Origin of the sequence: Campylobacter estrildidarum, assembly GCF_005406205.1 — a bacterium.
GTDB classification, from domain to species: Bacteria; Campylobacterota; Campylobacteria; order Campylobacterales; family Campylobacteraceae; genus Campylobacter_D; species Campylobacter_D estrildidarum.
Window position 1 is genome coordinate 40,991 of record NZ_NXLZ01000007.1, and the last position, 17,298, is coordinate 58,288.

Here is a 17,298-nt window from a genome sequence, read left to right on the forward strand (position 1 = left end):
TCCTTTTTTATTTTCTATTTGGTGAAGCTTTTGCTTCAGGTGAATTTGGATAATTTTTCTTTAGAGCTTTATAAAAACCATTAGCTGTTTTTGTATTTCCTACTTTATCTAGTGAAATTGCTGTATGGTATAAAAGCTTTGGAAAATAATCTCCTTTCGAACCTATAGCAGAACTTTTTTTATAAAATACAATGGCATTATTGTAATTTTTTTGTTTATATTCTATCTCTCCTAGCCAAAAATTTGCCCTTGCTGGTTTATATTGTTTTTTTATAAGATAGTTTAATTTTGTCTTAGAATCTTCATATGAATTTTTTTGAAGATCTTTTATAGCTAGATTTAAAATTTCATCACCTTTTTTCTTTTTCCAAGAATCATCTATATTTTTAATTTCTTTATGTTCGACTTGTGTGTTGTTTGTAGAATTATTTTCTTTCTCTGAAATTTCGTTATCACTTTTTATTCTAGGATTAGATATTGAGTTACTTAAATTTAAGTCTTTAAGATCATCTTTGGAAACATAGCTTGCATTGATAGAATCCACCAAAGAGCTAAGTTCTGTTAAAATTTTTTTAAATTGCTTGTTATTGGCTTCTTGAATTTTTCTACTCTCTTCAACATATTTTTTTAAATTTTGAATTTCTGCAGTTAAATTACTTTCTAAAATATCGTTATTTGTTTCTAATTGAGTTAATCTAGAATTGGATTTAGCGTATTGAGAATTTATGCCTTCTAAAGTGCTTTGTAAGCCCTCAACTCTTTCTTCTATTTCATTAACTTTTGCATTTGTTTGAGCATTATTATTGTTTAGAGTATCTAATTTATTTTTTAATAATATTTCATTAGAGCTTAAACCATAAGGGGAGTTGCTTGTTAAATCTCCTGCACCAAAAGCAGAATTTTCAGCATAAAGCAAAGTAGCTCCCATAAAAAGAGCTACTAAAAATATTTTTCTCATCAATTATCTTGATAGTTTAAATTCTGCACGACGATTTTGTGCATCGCAAGATTTAGTTTTTTCGGTACATACCGGATTAGTTTCTCCATAGCTTTTTACAGAAATTCTGTCAGCGTTTACTCCTTGAGCAATTAAAGCTTCTTTTACAGCTTTTGCTCTTTTTAAACCTAAAGCTTGATTATATTCATCAGTTCCCCATTCATCACAATTACCTTCAACTGTAATATTAACACCGCTTACTTCAGTGTTAAAGATGTTAGCATTTGTATTTATAACTGTTTGCATATCTGGGCGAATATTAAATTTATCGAAATTAAAATATACTTTATTTAAAGTCTCATTAAGATGAGAAATTCTTGAGTCAATATCCCAATTATCTCTACCGCCTGAACCACCATTAGAATCTACGCTAGTATCACCACTTACACTAGAGCTTTTAGTGCTACATCCACTAATGATTACTGCAAATGCTGCAATCGAACTAAAAAGAATTTTTTTCATTTACGACCTTTCAAAGTTGATAAATTTCCTAGATATTATATCTAAATTTTTCATTAATTGCAACTTTTTACCAATCAATAGATTGAATTTTTCCAATTTTTAATGGAAAATAAAAAGTTTTATTTGCATTAACCCTGATAACACCCAATGCACTTTGTGCTCCAAGATATTTTATGAACACTATACTTCCGCCATCACTAGAAAATCTAGGGAATAAATTTTTTCCATTTGCTGTAAGTTGCCTTATATCATTACTATTTAGTGACATTAGATAAATATTAAAAACTCCGTATTGATTAGGTTCTCTACTTGAATAAACTAAAAAATCTTTATAAGTTGAAACAGCTGAATTATTTTTACCATGGAAAACAACTTGTTCAGCACCGCTTGTATCATTTAGCTTTTGCAAGAAAATATTTGGATAGCCTAAGCGATCGCTTACAAAAACTATTTTACTATCATCGTTGCCTATAAAATTACCATTTACATCAATACCTGAATAATTTGTAATTTGTGTTAAATTTTTAGTACGTAAGTTATATAAATAAACGTCCGGTTGATCCTTTGGAGCCATAGTAACCAATAGTTTATTTCCATCAGAACTTACATCACTAGCTACAACCATACCCCCACTTGATAAAATTTTATCAGCTCTATTTGAATTTAGATTATAGCGGTAAAGTATCGGCATATTATTATCATATGCTGTATAATAGAATATAGTTTGCTCTTTGTTTCCCCATTTTGGAAATAAATTTAAACCACCATCAATTATAACTTTTTGATAAGTTAAAGTGTAATCAGCTATTATAATTTGACTTTTTCTTGAACTTGAATTTCTAGAAATTAAAATTTTATGATCCATCCATTCAATAGGAGGCAAACCTAATACATTAACAGAAGATTTTACACTCTTATGGGCTAAAAAAGGATATTGTTCTATACCATTGTTTAGGGTATAAGTTTGATTTGATTTTTCAATTCCACCAGCTTTAATCTTGACATTTAAACTTAAATTATCACCATTTTTGCTTAAAGCGTATTCAAAAATATAATTACTTTTTTCAGCTCCATTACTTACAACTTCAAAATTTGAACTTACCTTTAAATCATTTACAATTATATTATAAAAACTGCGTTTTAAGGCAGAATTATCTAAATTGGAGTTATCTTTAACGATAATTTTTGGTAATTCTACGCCAGAATTTACAACGGTAATGGTTGGATCTTCAGCCCAAAGAATGCCTAAAAAAAGCAAGAAAATAGTAAAAATTTTTTTCATTTTTTCTCCTAAATTATTATTGAGTTTTGGTTTTAATTTCATCCTTTAAATTCATAGTAATACTTATACTTTTATTTTGTGGCGGATAGGTAATAAATTTTCCTTTTTGATTTTCTAAAAATTCTGCCACTTTAGCATCATATAAAGAATCACCACTTTTTTCCACTGAAGTATAACCAAATTTTCCATTTTCATCAATAAAAATTTTAACTTTTACGACAATCTCTTTATTATTTGGATAATATTGTTTCCATCTTTGAGTAATAATGCGAACTACTTTGCCTAAAAATTCGTCATAAATTCCTGTTTTTTGAGCATTTGTATTTTCGCCTTGGGTGAGATTTTCTTCTTGGATTAAACTATCATTTAATTGTTTAACAAGTTCTGATACTTGAGGCTTTGGAGCAATTGAAGTTCCTGATTTTGCACTCGATTGAATTTTAGTAGTTTTTTCATCTTGTATTTCTTTAATGTTTCCAAAAAGCTCATTAAAATTACTCGATTTTTGTTCAACATCTTCAGTTTTTACACTTTGATTTGTGGTTTGTGCAAAAAGTTTTTCAATATCGATTTGATCGTTTGGCTTTTGGGTTTCTTTAGCAGTATTTTGTTGCGTTACAACTTGTTTTGATGGTTCAGCAAGTTCAATATCAATAAAACTATCTTTAATATCTGTATATTGTATAGCAGGTTCAGTTGGGATGATAAGTCTAAAAAAAATAAAACCCACTACAATAAGATAAACACCAAGAGCTAATAAAAAAGAATTTAAATTGCTTAAGCCGTAATTTTTCATAATTTTATTCTGTCTGTAGGGCAACTTTGCTAAAACCTAAATTTTTGATATTTCTTAATACATAAATAACATCATCGTATTTTAAGCTTTTATCTGCTCTTATAAAAACAGGTTCTTCAGTATTAAATTGAGATTTTTTTTGTGCAAGATTATCTGCAAAACTTACAAAATCATATTTTTCTTGATTTAAGAAAATTTCTTTTTTGGAATTAATGCTTACAATTAAACTTTTGACTGTTGGAGCACTAGTAGATTTTTGACTTCCTTGTGGAAGGTTTATTTTTTCTTCGTAAGTTATACTTGGAGCTGTTACCATCAAAATAGCAAGTAAAACAAGCATAATATCTACTAAAGGTGTAATATTAAGTTCTGGTTTTTGTTCATCAAAATGCATAAATAAACCTTTAATTATTAGAACTTATAACTTTAATTTCGCTATCAATAATACTTAATAGATTAAAAGCTTTTGCTTTAATAATAAGATGAAAAGTATAAGCAGGTATGGCAACTAAAATTCCACAACCAGTCGCGACTAAAGCCTCACTTATTTTTGGGGCAATAATACTCAAAGAATTTTGCGATCCAAGACCTCCAAAAGTTTCAAGTATGGAAATAACTGTTCCAAAAAGACCTATAAAAGGAGAGGTTGAAGCAACAATACTAAGCCAAGTTAAACCACCAGATGCACGTCGATTAGCTAGATTTTTATAAATTTCTAAGTGATTAAGACTTGTATCAGTACACTTTCTTAAAATAGAATCCGTTCTGCTTAAATCTTTTTCTCCTAAAAGTAAAGCTTCTAAACTTTCCTTCTCCTTGTTTCTCCAAACAGTCAAATAAGTCATTTTTGAAAAAAATATAGAAAAAGAAAGTATAAAATACAGAGAAAGCCAAGCTAAAACTACATAAGTAATGATACTTGAATCTCCAAAAAAATGAAATATCGCTTCAAAATTCATTCATTAACCTTTGTATATATTGTCTATTTTTGAAAAGGTGGCAGCTAAGGCCACGCTATCTGAACTCATAGATTTGATTAATTCTTTAGCGTTTGAAAGATTTCTTTTTATTTCGCTTTCATCTGATCCTGAAATCCAAATTGCACCTTTTGCCAAAATGCTAATTTTATTTTCATCAACTTTTGCATGACCTGCATCAATTGCAATTAATTCGTGATTTAAATCATCTTTTTCAATATCAATTAAGCCAGATTTTAATGAAGAAACTAATGTTGCATGTCCTTTTAATATCCCAAATTCTCCTTCACTTCCTGGCAAAGTAACTGATTTTATATCACCTTCATAAATTACACCCATAGGTGTAATAATTTCAATTTTAAATAAATCACTCATTATCAGCCTTTGCGATTGCTTCATCAATATTTCCAACCATATAAAAAGCATTTTCTGGTAAATGATCATATTTTCCTTCCAAAATTCCTTCAAAGCCTGTTATAGTTTCTTCAAGAGAAATGTATTTTCCTGGACTACCTGTAAATACTTCAGCAACAAAAAATGGTTGAGATAAAAATTTCTCTATTTTTCTTGCTCTTTCAACTGTAAGTTTATCTTCTTCGCTAAGTTCATCCATTCCTAAAATTGCAATAATATCTTGTAAATCTTTATATTTTTGAAGAACAGATTGTACTCCACGTGCTACTTCATAGTGCTTTTTTCCAATAATATTTGGATCAAGCATTCTTGAAGTAGAATCAAGCGGATCAACTGCTGGATAAATACCTTTTTCAGCAATGGCTCTATTTAAAACTGTTGTTGCATCTAAATGTGCAAAAACAGTTGCAGGAGCTGGATCAGTTAAGTCATCAGCTGGAACATATACGGCTTGTACTGAAGTAATTGATCCTTTTTTTGTAGAAGTAATTCTTTCTTGGAATTTACCCATTTCGCTTGCTAAAGTCGGCTGATAACCAACAGCTGAAGGGATTCTTCCTAAAAGTGCTGACATTTCAGAACCTGATTGAGAAAATCTAAAAATATTATCGATAAACATTAACACATCAAGTCCCATTTCATCTCTGAAATATTCTGCTATTGTAAGACCTGTTAAAGCGATACGATTTCTTGCTCCTGGTGGTTCATTCATCTGTCCATAACATAAAGCAACCTTATCTAAAACATTACTTTCTTTCATCTCATTGTAAAGGTCATTTCCTTCGCGAGTTCTTTCACCAACACCTGCAAAAACTGAATATCCACTGTGTTTAAAGGCAACATTATGAATAAGCTCCATAATAATAACTGTTTTACCTACACCAGCACCACCAAAAAGTCCAACCTTACCACCTTTTGAGTAAGGTGCTAATAAATCAACGACTTTAATGCCTGTTTCAAAAATTTCACTTTTAGTGCTTTGATCTTCAAAGGCCGGTGGATCTCTGTGGATTGCCCATTTTTTATCAAAGGTAATTTCTTCGCCTTCGTCTATTAGATCACCCGTAACATTGAAAATTCTTCCTAAAACTTTTTCACCAACAGGCACACTAATAGGAGTTTCTAAAGCTTGAGCTTCCATTCCTCTAACTAAACCATCTGTCATATCCATAGCAATGGTTCTAACTCTGTTATCTCCTAAATGTGCAGCTACTTCTAAAACGAGTTTATGTTTTTTTCCTTCGCTTTCAAAATTAACGATAATGGCTTCATTGATTTGAGGTAAATAGTTATCAAAATCTACATCAACAACCGGACCTAATATCTGTGAAATAAATCCTTGCATTATTAATACTCTCCTTAAAAATTTACTATTTCATTGATTCAACACCACTGATAATTTCTATGAGTTCAGTGGTAATGGATTCTTGTCTTGCCTTATTGTAAGCAAGATTAAGCTGTTTTACTCTAGCTTTTGCATTATTGGTTGCATTATCCATCGCTTGCATTCTTGCACTATGCTCTGCCGCTAAAGAATCAATTAATGCATAATACATATTATATTCAAAATAAGTTTTCATCAAATCTTCCAAAAGACTTGTATCATCAGGTTCAAGCTCTAAAAGAGAGTTTGAAGCGAGTTCGGGTTCTTTTGGATCCACTGGGATAAGATGAGAAATTTTTAATTCTTGAGTGATCATATTTTTATATCCATTATGAATTAAAATAACTTCATCAGTGATTCCTTTTAAATAATCATCTACAGCAGAATGGATGATTGAACAAGCTTTTTCATAATCTGGACTAGAACTAAGTCCAATATATTTTTCTAAAATTTCTATTTTTTGAAAATTTAAATATTCTATTCCAGTTTTACCAATCGCCCTTAAACGCACATTGATATTTTTTGTTTTACAATCTTTTAAAAAATCGCTTACGGCTTTTAAAGTTTTAATATTAAAACCACCGCAAAGTCCTTTATCCGCAGTAATAAAAATGAGATCAATATTTTTAATTTGATTTTTTTTATGGAATAAGGTAAATCTAGAATCATTTTCATCGTGAATAATTTTATTGATTTGAAATGAAATTTCACCTAGCATTTCATCAATTTTTTGAGCATATATTCTCGATCTTTTAGCTGCTTCTTCTGCTTTTTTTAATTTAGCAGTAGAAACAAGCTTCATAGCATTGGTTGTTTTTTGAGTGTTATGAACACTCTTTATTTTTCGTTTAATTTCTTTTAAATTGGACATAAAAGAACCTTATAGGTGATTTGTCTTAAACTCATTAATAGCTTTAATTAGCTTTTCTTCTAATTCTACATCTAAAGCTTTTTTAGAACGAATTTGTTCAAAAATATCTGGATATTTTGTTTCTATAAATGTATAAATTCCGTCTTCAAAATCTTTGACTTTTGAAACAGCTATATCATCTAAATAACCTTTAGTTCCAGCAAATATAGAAACAACTTGTTTTTCTACGCTAATTGGAGCATATGGTGGTTGTTTTAAAAGCTCTACCATTCTTTGACCACGTTCAAGCTGCTTTCTGCTTGCTTCATCAAGATCGCTTGCAAATTGTGCAAAAGCTTGAAGTTCTCTATATTGTGCTAGATCTAATCTTAAATTCCCAGAAACCTGTTTAGTTGCTTTAATTTGTGCAGCACCACCAACCCTAGAAACAGATAATCCAACATTGATCGCAGGACGAATTCCAGAGTTAAATAAATCTGTTTCTAAGAAAATTTGTCCATCTGTAATTGAAATCACATTAGTTGGAATATATGCTGAAACATCTCCTGCTTGAGTTTCTATAATAGGTAAAGCTGTCAGAGAGCCTGCACCCAATTCATCATTTAATTTACTTGCTCTTTCTAAAAGTCTTGAGTGAAGATAAAATACATCACCCGGATAAGCTTCACGACCTGGAGGACGACGTAAAATGAGTGACATTTCACGATAAGCTACAGCATGTTTACTCAAATCATCATATACGATTAAAGCGTGTTTTGCATTGTCTCTAAAAAACTCTCCCATAGTTACACCAGAATAAGGTGCGAGATATTGTAGAGCTGCAGGATCGCTTGCTCCCGCATTTACCACTATAGTATAACTCATTGCTCCGTGTTCTTCAAGTTTTTTAACTACTTGTGCTACCGTGCTTTGTTTTTGTCCAATAGCAACATAAATACAAATTACATTTTGTCCTTTTTGAGCAATAATAGTATCTATTGCCACGGTGGTTTTGCCTGTTTGTCTGTCTCCAATGATGAGCTCTCTTTGACCACGACCAATTGGAACAAGTGCGTCTATTGCCTTAATTCCTGTTTGTAAAGGCTCGTGAACGCTTTTTCTAGCCATTATACCTTTAGCTTTTTCTTCTACATAGCGAAATTCATTGCTATCAATAGGACCTTTAGCGTCAATTGGTTCTCCTAGAGCATTAACAACTCTTCCAACTAAAGCATTGCCTACTGGGACTTTAAGAAGTTTTTTTAAGCGTTTTACTGAAGAGCCTTCTTTTAAATTTTCTCCTTTTCCAAGTATGATAATACCCACGCTACTTTCTTCAAGATTAAGAGCCATGCCTTTATCACCATTTTCAAATTCAACCATTTCTCCAGCCATAATATTTTTTAAACCATAGGCTTTAGCAACACCATCAGCTATGGAGATGATTTTCCCAGTCTCTTCAATTTCGATATCTAAATTAAAATTTTCAATTTTTTCTTTTATAATAGAACTGATTTCATCAGCTTTAAAATTCATAATACGTTCTCCTTAAATATTTTTAAGTATATATTCACTTATTTTGTTTTGAAGGCTTTTCATAGAAAAAGAAATTTCACAACCCAACTCTTCTAAATAAATTTTAATACCATTATTTGAATTTATTTTATTTTCTAGTTTGATTTTGGTATTTAATTTTGTTCCGATTTTATTTTCTAGTTCTTTAAGATTGTTTTCACTCAAAACTTCTCTAGAATAGACAATGCCTGAAAAAACATTATTTTTGAGTGCTTTTTGTTTTTCAAGTTCTTTGAAAATTTGAGGAATATAAGAAAGTCTTGAATTTTTTATCAACAATTTTAAAAAATTTGTAAAATTAGGATTTATTTTTTCTAAAAAAGAATTTAGCAAATCTAATTTTTTATCTTTATGAATTTGACTAGAATTAATTATATCTTTAAATTTAGGCGAAGAAAATGCTGAATTTAAAATAAATAAATTTTTGCAAAATTCCTCCTCGTCTATTCTCGAAACAATAGCTTTTGCATATTTTTTAGCTATTAAATTATCCATTAAGATGCCTTTTTCATTATAATATCCACAATTTCATTTTGTTTTAGTAGCATACTTGAATCTTCAAATATTTCTTTTAAAACAGAAGAAACAACTTCTTTTTCCATTTTTCTTAATTCGTATTTTTTTTGATCTTCAAAATATTGTTCAAGTGAAGCAATTTCATTTTGAGTTTCTTCTTGAATTTTCTGTACAAGTATTTCTATTTCTTTTTTTGTTGTAGCTAGAGTTGCGGCAGAATTTGCTTTTGCTTCTTCAAGTTTTTTTATTGTATCGATTTTTTTTGCTTTACTTTCTAAAAGTTTTTTTTGGATATCGTCCAACTTGGAAGAAATTTTCAATATACGATTTTTATAGAAATTTTTAAAAAAATCAGCTGTAAAATAATACAATATAGCAACGAAAATAAGAAAATTAATCGTTCTTGGAATGATATCATATTCGCTATCACCCGCAGCTATAGCATATAAAGGACACAATAAAATAGCATAATATAATTTTTTCATTTATTTTATCCCTATTTGTTTAATATTGTTTGATAAAGCCTGCTTAAATTCAGGTAAATGCTTATATAAATTATCTTGGAATTCTTTTTTTTGATTTTCTAGTTCTAAATAAAAACTACTCATTCTTCGTTCTAATTCTTCCTTTTTTGCTTTAATAATTTGCTCTGCTTCTTCTCTAGCTGCATAAATTGCTTGTTGTTTCATTTTTGAAGCTTCTTCTCTAGTGTTTGCATAAATTGCTTCAACTTCATCGTTTGCATTTAGCATTTCTTGAGAGTTTTCTTTAACCTTATTTTCATCATTTTTAATAGAATCATTTCTTTCATCCATAAATTTTAAAAGAGGTTTATATAACATAGAATTTAAAATGACTATCATAGCTAAAAAAATAGCCATAGTAGCAAACATTATAGATAAATGCATATCTTCAAACATAGGTTTTTCCTTTAATATACTAGAACAAATCTAGGATATTATCATTTTAGCACAAGAAAATAAGATTTTTATTAAATTAACTAAAAAATTTAATTAATTTTTTAATTTTAGCAATATTTTCTAAATGAATAGTGAGATTATTTTTTTTGTTTGTGCAGGTAAAGCCAATTTTATTTAATATTTGTTTTAAATTTTGCATAGAATTATCAAATTCTATATCTTCATTTTCTTGTATTTTTTCTTTATTTTTTATTTTTTGAACAATTTTTTCTGTATCTCTTACGTTTAATTTTTGACCTATAATGCTATCTACTAGCATTTTTTCATCTTTTTTATTTAAACCAACTAAAACTTTAGCGTGTCCTTGAGAAATTTTTCCTTGAATTATAAGCTCTTGAGTTTTTTCATCTAAATTTAAAAGCCTTAGAGTATTTGTGATTTGAGTTCGACTTTTATAAATGAGTTCTGCTAAATTTTCTTGAGTGATATTATGCACTTCGATTAAATCTTTGTAAGAATGTGCAAGTTCTATAGGATTTAAATTTTCTCTTTGGATATTTTCTATAAGAGCAAGCTCTCTGAGTTTTGTTTCGTCGCTATCTGAAACAAAAGCTAGTATATTTTTTTCGCCTAAAATTTGAGTAGCACGTAATCTTCTTTCACCAGCAACTAAAATAAAGGTATCATTTTTTTTAAGAACAATTATAGGTTGAATAAGTCCGTATTCTTTGATAGAATTTGCAAGTTCGTTTAAGGCTGCTTGATCGAAAACTTTTCTTGGTTGAAAAGGATTTGGAATGATTTTTTCAATTTCAATAAGACTTACTTGATTTTTATCAAGTCCTAATTCTTTAGAATAAATTTCGCTCACATCTCCTATGAGTGTGCTTAATCCTTTATTTTTATTTAAACCCATGTTTTATCCTAAAATTGAGTAAGCTAAATTTTGATAAGCCAAAGATCCGGGCGATTTAATATCATAAAGTATAATTGGTTTACCAAAGCTAGGACTTTCTGCTAATTTAACATTGCGTGGAATTACTATAAAATCATCTTCATTGTCGTTTATAGTAAAAAGTTGTTTTTTGAAATTTTGTTTTAGATCTTCTACAACATCTTTGGAAAGATTGTTTTGAGAGCTATACATAGTTGGCAAGAATCCACGCACCTTAAGTTTTGGATTGAGAGTTTTTTTGATGATTTTAATAGTATTTAAAACCATTGCAACACCTTCAAGTGCATAAAATTCACATTGTATAGGGATAATTACACTATCACTTGCCGCAAAAGCATTGATAGTAATACTTCCAAGAGCAGGTGGAGAATCGATGATGATAAAATCATATTCTTCTAAAACCTCTTGAATTTGATTTTTTAATATAGTTTTTTTTTCGTTGTTTTCGCCCTTAGCAAGTTCTTGCTCTATACCTACAAGTCCAATATTTGATGGTGCTAAATTAAGTTGTGGTAATTCTGTTTTTAAAATAATATCAGAAAGCTTTTTTTTGCCTATAAAAACATGATAAATATTATATTCATAATTATTACGATTAAAGCCAAGTCCTGTTGTAGCATTTGCTTGAGGATCAACATCAATTAAAAGAACTTTTTTTTCTGCTACCGCTAAAGAAGCTGCTAAATTTACAGCTGTTGTTGTTTTTCCAACTCCACCTTTTTGATTTGCTATTGTAATAATCTCGCTCATCTTAAACTATACACCCTTTTATTATTTAATAAAATTGATCCATCTTGATATAAACAAGTATCTTTAAGTGAAAAAATTTTGCCTTCGTAATGGACGCTAAAATGTCTTGATTTTTCAAATTCTAACATATACTTGCTAAAAATATTCTTCCATAAAATTTTTTTTTCTAGCTTTTTTACAAACTCTTTAACTAAATTTTCAATGGAAATTTTAATATCGCATAAAGCTCTATTTTTTGGAGCAAAAGTGATATTTAATCCTACTCCTCCGATGATAAAATCAGAAATTTTTGTACTCATAACTCCACCAGCTTTTTTATCATCCAAATACAAATCATTTGGCCATTTGAGCCATATTTTAGAACCTTGAATTTCTAAAATTTCTTTGATCAAATAGGCAAAATAAATACTAACCGAAGCCAAGGGCAAATCTTTTGGTAAATCTTTTTCTTTTAAACAAAAGGACAAATGTAAATTTCCTTTTGAACTTTGCCATGAATTTTCTCTACTTCCTATCCCTTGAGTTTGTTCTAAAGCATATAAAGCGGTATTTTTTATTATTTTTTTATTGCGAATTTGCTCACATAAAAAAAGGTGAGTTGAATTTATACTTTCAATGCAAATAATCTCCAACTTTCAACCTCTTTCCATTTAAATAAGTACGCCCATCAAGGACTTTTTTTCCACTTTCTTGCAATTTTTTTATACGCAAAATACCTTGTTTGCAAGATAGTAAAAAACTTTCTTTTTCTAATTCTAAAATTTCTCCTTCTTGATTAAATATTTCATTTTCATCTACAAGCTCTAATTCTAAAAATTTCAAACCATTAGCTAAAAAAACATTTGGCCAAGGAGTAAATGCGAGATATTTTTGATAAATTTCTCTTGCACTGCTTAATGTAATCATCCCATCTTCTTTTTTTATTTTTGTGCATAAAGTTGCTAGATTTTCATCTTGTTTTTTAGGGATTAAATTTTCAAAATTTAAAAGAGTGGAAATGATAAGCTTTGCAGCTAAATTAGCCAATATTTCAAAAACTTCGCTTGAATTTTTATCTTTGATATCACATTCTACACTTTCAAGTATAGCACCTGTATCGAGCCCTTCTTCCATAAGCATAGTACAAACCCCACTTTTTTTATCACCATTTAAAATCGCACTTTGAATAGGACTGGCACCACGATATTTTGGCAATAAAGAAGCGTGTAAATTGATACAAGGGGCTATATCTAAAATAGCTTTAGGTAAAATTTTTCCATAAGCAGCCACTACGATAAAATCAGGTTTAAATTCGCTAATTTGTTTAATGGTTGCTTCATCTTTTAATGATTTAGGTGTGAAAATTGGAATACAAGAAGAATGATTGCTTAAAAAAGCTTTTGTATGACTTGGAGTTAAAATTTGTTTTCTGCCTACTGTTTTATCGGGTTGAGTAAAAAGTGCTACGATATTAAAATTCTCATTTTCTAAAAGAGCTTTTAAAATGCAAGTTGCATAAGCTGGTGTTCCCATAAAAATAATTTTTTTCATTGTCTATAAACTTTAAAATAAAAATTTTTGAAATAATATCGAATTTGAAATTAAAAAATGGTTTAAAATTTAAGATAATTTAAATTTAGCCCCGAACATAAAAGAATATTGTTTTATAAAAATTTAAGTTATAAAAGTTTTTGATAACAATTCTAAAAATGCTATAATAAAAATATTTTTTGGAGTTAAGAAGATGTCTTTTATTATCGAAATGCTTAAAAATAATAAATTAAAATTTTTATCTTTTTTATTTTTTTCTTTTATAACAAGCATTGTAGGTGTTTTTACTCTAATTTTTATCAATGATTACTTACTTAAAAATGCACAAAATATACCTATTTTTTATTTTTTAATTTTACTTTTAGTTTTTTTTACAAGTTCGACTATGGTTGAGCTTGGGTTGAGTATTTTTGGACAAAATTTTATTTTTAAAATGCAAAAGCGTATCGTAAAACAAATTTTAGATACTCCTTTACTCCGAGTAGCCAAAGTGGGTAAAGCAAGAATTTTGGCATCTTTAGGTTCTGATGTTAGAAATATATCTTTTGGGCTTTTGCGTTTGCCTGAATTTTTACAATCAAGTATTTTGATTTTTTGCACGAGTATTTATCTGTGTTATCTTTCTTTTGAAATTTTTATTTTTTGTGCGGTTTGGATCGCGGTTATTTTTGTAACAAATCATTTTTTAATGATGAAAGTTTATTATTATTTTCGCAAGGCTAGAGAAAACGATGATGCTTTACAAAACAATTACCAAAATATACTCGATGGCCATAAAGAACTTTTAATCAACCAAGAAAGAGCTAAGTTTTATTATGAACTTGAATTTGAAAATAATGCAAAAGCGAAAAAGAAAAATAGTACTTTAGGAAATCTTTTTAATAATCTTTCCAACAATTGGACAAATGTAACGCTTTTAGCTTTAGTGGGTATGGAGTTTTTTTTAGCTTTAAAATATAATCTAGCAAGTGTAAATGAGGCAACCACTATAGCTCTTTCTATTTTATTTTTAAGAACACCTTTGGTATCTATGATTTCTTCTTTTCCTACCTTGCTTTTAGCAAAAATTGCTTTAGATAAAATCGAAAAATTAGAATTAGATGAATACAAGGAAAACTTTGAAAAAATAGATTATATTGAGAATTGGAAGCAAATTTCTTTTAAAAATGTCTCTTTTTCTTATGAAGAAAATTTCAGTTTAAATCCTGTAAATATTGATATAAAAAAAGGCGAACTTATATTTTTAATCGGTAAAAATGGAAGCGGAAAATCAACTTTTTGTATGCTTTTAACAGGGCTTTTTAAACCAAGTAGTGGTGAAATTTATGTGGATAATATGCCAATTGATGAAGAAAATTTAAAACGATATAAAACTCTTATTTCAGCTGTTTTTAGTGATTTTCATCTTTTTAGCAAAACTTTAAGTAAAAATGGCTTTGCAAGTGAAGAAAGAATCGCTTTTTGGCTTAATTTTTTAGAATTAAATAATAAAACAAATGTTAGTGATAATGAACTAACTTTTACCAAACTTTCCACAGGACAAAAAAAGCGTTTAGCTATGCTTATAGCTTTGCTTGAAGAAAGAGATGTTTTAGTTCTTGATGAATGGGCTGCTGATCAAGATCCGGTATTTAGAAAATTTTTCTATAAAAAGCTTTTACCTTTATTAAAAGAGCAGGGTAAAACTATTTTTGCAATTACTCATGATGATGCTTATTTTGATAGTGCCGATAGAATTTTGCTTGCGCAAGATGGAAATATAAGCGAATTAAAGGGTGAAAATATCAAAGAATTAGCAAAAAATTTAGTAGAAAAATTTGATTAATGGATTTTAAATTCTTGAAAAAAATCTCTCATAAGCATGGCTAAGCCTTTGTAAAAATTACTTTTTGATCCATTTAGAAAATCATCATTCCATAAGTCAAACCAAGTAAAAAATTCTTTTTCCAAAAATTCTTTCAAGATCTTCTCATTTTCATTTTTTAGCAATTCTTTGATAAACAAAAGCTCATTAATCAGACTATCTTGAGGTTCATTTTCTAAAAAATTTAAAAAATTGTATTTTAAAAAGATATTTTTTACTTTTTCAGAATTGCTTGAATAAATTTCTTTATCTTTATCAAGGTAAAAAGAGGCATAAGGTGGAGCTTTGACAAAATCAATATCGCTTAAAAAAAGACAAGTAAAATCATATCCTATTGTTTTTTCATCTTCTTTAGAATGACTTAATAGCTCTAAAGCTTCTTTTTGCAAAAGATTTTCATTTTTTAAAAACCACTTTTGCCAGAGTTGTTCTTCTTGAATTTTCTCTAGCAAATCTTGTTTAGGTGGATTTTTTAAAAAAGTAATGAAAATATCTATAGCTAGATGTTTCATTAAGAGTGCCCTAGCATAATTTGCGTACTTATTAAACCATAAAATAGCATTCTAGTAACAAACACTCCTATAAAGGCACACAATAGAGCAAAATAGGTAAAAAATTTACTTTGGAATTTCTCATAAAGATAGTTATTTAAATACCAACAAGTGATACTTAGTCCCAAAAATGCAAAAGATGATCCTATAAACCAAATATAAGTTCCCCCTAAAAGTTCAAAAGGATTTACAAGTCCCATAATCCAAGTTTGTCCCACGTGCAAGGTTTGCAAAACAATAGCTGTACTTAAAAGTCCTATGCCAATAAGTCCTGCAAAAAAAGACATTTTTCTTTCATGTTCGCTTTCTTCAAAAAAACAATAATAAAGAATAGAACCTAAAAAAATCGCACTAGCAAAAAAATAAAGTAAAGTGATTTTAAAATCCCAAGTTGGCACGCTTTGTTGCATAGAACCATAGGCTCCACTCATAAAGAAAATTCCTAAAATTCCACATAGCAATGCTATAAAAAAGATCCATTGTTTATTTTTATAGTAGAGCAAAAATCCAAAAACACAAACTAAAGAAACAAATAAAATCTCATTATTCATCCAGCCTACATACCATTGATTATTGGCGTAAAAAAATCCAAGACGATTGAGCACATTGAAAATATGTGTTATGTCATTTAGGTGAAAAAAAGAAGGTATAAAAGCTACAATCATAGCTATACCTAAAAAAAGCCCAAAAGATTTTAAATGGTTAAGATTTTTATAGCCATTTAAGAAAGCAGGAGTATAAACAAAACTAAGACCGATAAAGGCTTGAGCTAGTATAGTAAAAAGCACCAAAGGCATTTCGCTAAAGATATGATTAAAGGATGTCATTTTTTACTCCTTGATAATTTTGTGGCAAATGAAAAATTGCACTTTTATTTCCTGAAGGCAAACTATGTTTTTCAGGCACTATACATAAATTTGGATGCGTGATACTTGCATCAGGCAAAGGAGTGATTGAAGCTAAATTTCCATGTTTTTCTCTTAATTTAGCGATATCTCCAGCCTTTAAGGCTCTAAAAGGACAAGAATCCACACAAATCGGATTTTTTCCTTCTTTGAGTCTATCATAACAACCATCACACTTACTCATGTGCCCACTTTCGTGATTAAATTGTGGAGCACCATAAGGACAAGCCATAGCACAGGCTTTGCATCCTATGCACATACTATCTTCAACCATAACAATGCCCCATTTTACCTTCATGGTTGCACCGGTTGGACAAGCTTTAAGGCAGGCTGGATCAGAGCAGTGATTGCAAGATATAGAAGTATAATAAGCAAAAACGTTTTGTTCTACACTCCCATCTTCTTCTTTACAAGTCCAATTACCCCCTTCTGTTTCAAAAACACGACGAAAATTTACTCCTACAGGCATATTTTTATAATCTTTACAAGATAAAGAACAGGTTCTACAACCTACACATTTGCTTTGATCAAGCATAAAACCAAATTGTGAGTTTTCTTCTAAATTCATTT

At 29.1% G+C, this 17,298-nt stretch carries 21 protein-coding genes; 1 reads left to right on the forward strand and 20 read right to left on the reverse strand.

What is annotated here, in order from left to right; genetic code table 11:
- Nucleotides 1-7: 7 nt before the first annotated feature.
- The 17 genes from CQA69_RS04985 to fmt all read right to left on the reverse strand — a co-directional run bounded on the left by CQA69_RS04985 (nucleotide 8) and on the right by fmt (nucleotide 13,408).
- The gene (locus tag CQA69_RS04985) at nucleotides 8-958 is read right to left on the reverse strand and encodes a tetratricopeptide repeat protein (protein ID WP_137620704.1); all 951 of its coding nucleotides are present in this window, start codon (nucleotides 956-958) and stop codon (nucleotides 8-10) included.
- A 3-nt stretch (nucleotides 959-961) separates the two neighbouring features.
- Nucleotides 962-1,459: a peptidoglycan-associated lipoprotein Pal gene (gene pal / locus CQA69_RS04990; protein WP_137620705.1), complete on the reverse strand. Its 498-nt coding sequence runs from the start codon at nucleotides 1,457-1,459 to the stop codon at nucleotides 962-964.
- A gap of 67 nt (nucleotides 1,460-1,526) precedes the next feature.
- Entirely contained in the window at nucleotides 1,527-2,741 is a 1,215-nt protein-coding gene (gene tolB, locus CQA69_RS04995; protein WP_137620706.1) for a Tol-Pal system protein TolB, read from the reverse strand.
- A gap of 16 nt (nucleotides 2,742-2,757) precedes the next feature.
- Entirely contained in the window at nucleotides 2,758-3,537 is a 780-nt protein-coding gene (locus CQA69_RS05000) for a TonB C-terminal domain-containing protein (protein WP_137620707.1), read from the reverse strand.
- Nucleotides 3,538-3,541: 4 nt separating this feature from the next.
- Nucleotides 3,542-3,931 (reverse strand): ExbD/TolR family protein, encoded by a 390-nt coding sequence (locus CQA69_RS05005; protein ID WP_137620708.1) that lies wholly within the window; start codon nucleotides 3,929-3,931, stop codon nucleotides 3,542-3,544.
- Between the two features lie 10 nt (nucleotides 3,932-3,941).
- Nucleotides 3,942-4,496, reverse strand: coding sequence for a MotA/TolQ/ExbB proton channel family protein (locus CQA69_RS05010; RefSeq protein ID WP_137620709.1), 555 nt, complete (start codon nucleotides 4,494-4,496; stop codon nucleotides 3,942-3,944).
- 3 nt (nucleotides 4,497-4,499) lie between these two features.
- Entirely contained in the window at nucleotides 4,500-4,889 is a 390-nt protein-coding gene (gene atpC, locus CQA69_RS05015) for an ATP synthase F1 subunit epsilon (RefSeq protein ID WP_137620710.1), read from the reverse strand.
- Nucleotides 4,882-6,273, reverse strand: a complete 1,392-nt coding sequence (atpD, locus tag CQA69_RS05020; protein WP_137620711.1) for a F0F1 ATP synthase subunit beta — start codon at nucleotides 6,271-6,273, stop codon at nucleotides 4,882-4,884. The genes atpC and atpD overlap by 8 nt, the downstream gene beginning before the upstream one ends.
- Before the next feature lie 25 nt (nucleotides 6,274-6,298).
- On the reverse strand, nucleotides 6,299-7,183 hold the full coding sequence (gene atpG / locus CQA69_RS05025) for an ATP synthase F1 subunit gamma (protein ID WP_137620712.1): 885 nt from the start codon (nucleotides 7,181-7,183) through the stop codon (nucleotides 6,299-6,301).
- 9 nt (nucleotides 7,184-7,192) lie between these two features.
- Nucleotides 7,193-8,698: a F0F1 ATP synthase subunit alpha gene (gene atpA / locus CQA69_RS05030; protein WP_137620713.1), complete on the reverse strand. Its 1,506-nt coding sequence runs from the start codon at nucleotides 8,696-8,698 to the stop codon at nucleotides 7,193-7,195.
- Nucleotides 8,699-8,710: 12 nt separating this feature from the next.
- A complete protein-coding gene (locus CQA69_RS05035) occupies nucleotides 8,711-9,232 on the reverse strand; it encodes a F0F1 ATP synthase subunit delta (RefSeq protein WP_137620714.1) in 522 nt (173 codons plus the stop codon).
- Nucleotides 9,232-9,738 carry a F0F1 ATP synthase subunit B gene (locus CQA69_RS05040; protein WP_137620715.1) on the reverse strand — a complete coding sequence of 169 codons (507 nt, stop codon included), beginning with the start codon at nucleotides 9,736-9,738 and terminating at the stop codon, nucleotides 9,232-9,234. Before CQA69_RS05040 ends, CQA69_RS05035 begins: the two co-directional genes overlap by 1 nt.
- Nucleotides 9,739-10,173 (reverse strand): FoF1 ATP synthase subunit B', encoded by a 435-nt coding sequence (locus CQA69_RS05045; protein WP_137620716.1) that lies wholly within the window; start codon nucleotides 10,171-10,173, stop codon nucleotides 9,739-9,741.
- 76 nt (nucleotides 10,174-10,249) lie between these two features.
- Nucleotides 10,250-11,089 carry a ParB/RepB/Spo0J family partition protein gene (locus tag CQA69_RS05050; protein WP_137620717.1) on the reverse strand — a complete coding sequence of 280 codons (840 nt, stop codon included), beginning with the start codon at nucleotides 11,087-11,089 and terminating at the stop codon, nucleotides 10,250-10,252.
- 3 nt (nucleotides 11,090-11,092) lie between these two features.
- Nucleotides 11,093-11,878, reverse strand: a complete 786-nt coding sequence (locus CQA69_RS05055; RefSeq protein WP_137620718.1) for a ParA family protein — start codon at nucleotides 11,876-11,878, stop codon at nucleotides 11,093-11,095.
- Nucleotides 11,875-12,510 (reverse strand): biotin--[acetyl-CoA-carboxylase] ligase, encoded by a 636-nt coding sequence (locus CQA69_RS05060; protein ID WP_137620719.1) that lies wholly within the window; start codon nucleotides 12,508-12,510, stop codon nucleotides 11,875-11,877. Before CQA69_RS05060 ends, CQA69_RS05055 begins: the two co-directional genes overlap by 4 nt.
- Nucleotides 12,491-13,408, reverse strand: coding sequence for a methionyl-tRNA formyltransferase (gene fmt / locus CQA69_RS05065; protein ID WP_137620720.1), 918 nt, complete (start codon nucleotides 13,406-13,408; stop codon nucleotides 12,491-12,493). The genes CQA69_RS05060 and fmt overlap by 20 nt, the downstream gene beginning before the upstream one ends.
- 193 nt (nucleotides 13,409-13,601) lie before the next feature.
- On the opposite strand from fmt, the gene CQA69_RS05070 reads away from it, so the two are divergent.
- Nucleotides 13,602-15,233 (forward strand): multidrug ABC transporter permease/ATP-binding protein, encoded by a 1,632-nt coding sequence (locus CQA69_RS05070; RefSeq protein WP_137620721.1) that lies wholly within the window; start codon nucleotides 13,602-13,604, stop codon nucleotides 15,231-15,233.
- On the opposite strand, the gene CQA69_RS05075 is transcribed toward CQA69_RS05070, so the two are convergent.
- Genes CQA69_RS05075 through CQA69_RS05085 form a run of 3 tightly spaced genes read right to left on the reverse strand, consistent with a single transcriptional unit; the run spans nucleotide 15,230 to nucleotide 17,296 of the window.
- On the reverse strand, nucleotides 15,230-15,784 hold the full coding sequence (locus tag CQA69_RS05075; protein WP_137620722.1) for a TorD/DmsD family molecular chaperone: 555 nt from the start codon (nucleotides 15,782-15,784) through the stop codon (nucleotides 15,230-15,232). The two genes, CQA69_RS05070 and CQA69_RS05075, sit on opposite strands and share 4 nt — an antisense overlap.
- Nucleotides 15,784-16,650 (reverse strand): dimethyl sulfoxide reductase anchor subunit family protein, encoded by an 867-nt coding sequence (locus CQA69_RS05080; protein ID WP_137620723.1) that lies wholly within the window; start codon nucleotides 16,648-16,650, stop codon nucleotides 15,784-15,786. The genes CQA69_RS05075 and CQA69_RS05080 overlap by 1 nt, the downstream gene beginning before the upstream one ends.
- Nucleotides 16,637-17,296, reverse strand: a complete 660-nt coding sequence (locus CQA69_RS05085; RefSeq protein ID WP_137620724.1) for a DMSO/selenate family reductase complex B subunit — start codon at nucleotides 17,294-17,296, stop codon at nucleotides 16,637-16,639. Before CQA69_RS05085 ends, CQA69_RS05080 begins: the two co-directional genes overlap by 14 nt.
- Nucleotides 17,297-17,298: the final 2 nt, after the last annotated feature.